We start from the raw sequence: 794 nt of genomic DNA, 5'->3' as shown, positions 1-794 counted from the left end.
CCGACCAAACTGAGCGGAACAGCCGTGGCCGGCATGCTCGCCCGGGAACTCGAGACCCACTGCCCGGAGGGCTTCATCCCCGCTCGACTCACAGTCGACCTGTATCAACCGGTCGACAACGCCGCGTTCGATCTGCGCAGCACGGTGGTCCGTCGAGGATCTCGAATCACTGTTGCCGACGCGGCACTGTCGCAAGACGGTCAGCAACGTGTGAGGGCGACAGCCGTTTTCCTCACCACCGGGACCGAACCGCCTGGCCAGCTCTGGAGCCGAGACGAACCGCTGCCGGTTCCGCCGCAGGAGAGTGCTGTGCCCGGCGGGACGCCGCCGCTGTTCAAGAGCGGCGATCGCGACTGGTCCGAGGATTTCGCGGCGAATCAAAACGCCGACCGCAAAATCTTCTGGCAGAACCTGCCACCACTGGTCGCCGGGGAACCGATCACTGGGTTCCAGCGCGCAGCGATCCTGGGTGACTCCACGAACCACGTGTGTCATTGGGGCACCGAAGGCGCCGGCTACATCAACGCCGATGTGACCGTGGCGCTTTCGCGTCTGCCGATCGGCTGCGAACTCGGACTACGCGCCGACAACACCATCGCCTCGGCGGGCGTGTCCATCGGCAGCGCCACCCTCTACGACCGCACCGGCCCGGTCGGCACCTCCGTGGTCAGCACACTGTCGAACGCACGACGCCAAATCGACTTCGCCGCCACCACCAGCGCCGCATTCGGCGGCGAGTAACCGGCGGGTGCTTCACGGGTGAGGAAGCATCTCCGGCTGAGCGAGCCTGGCGA

Annotated in this window: 1 protein-coding gene; it reads left to right on the top strand. The window is 66.4% G+C overall.

Features of this window, described 5'->3' with window-relative positions:
• Positions 1 to 741, top strand: a 741-nt coding sequence (locus A5780_RS43180; protein WP_082976435.1) for an acyl-CoA thioesterase domain-containing protein, incomplete at its 5' end; no start/stop codon positions are given.
• Positions 742 to 794: the final 53 nt, after the last annotated feature.

Origin of the sequence: Nocardia sp. 852002-20019_SCH5090214, assembly GCF_001665865.1 — a bacterium.
Classification (GTDB): domain Bacteria; phylum Actinomycetota; class Actinomycetes; order Mycobacteriales; family Mycobacteriaceae; genus Nocardia; species Nocardia nova.
The sequence above is the reverse complement of the archived record's forward strand: the minus strand, read 5'-3'. Positions and strand labels throughout refer to the sequence as shown.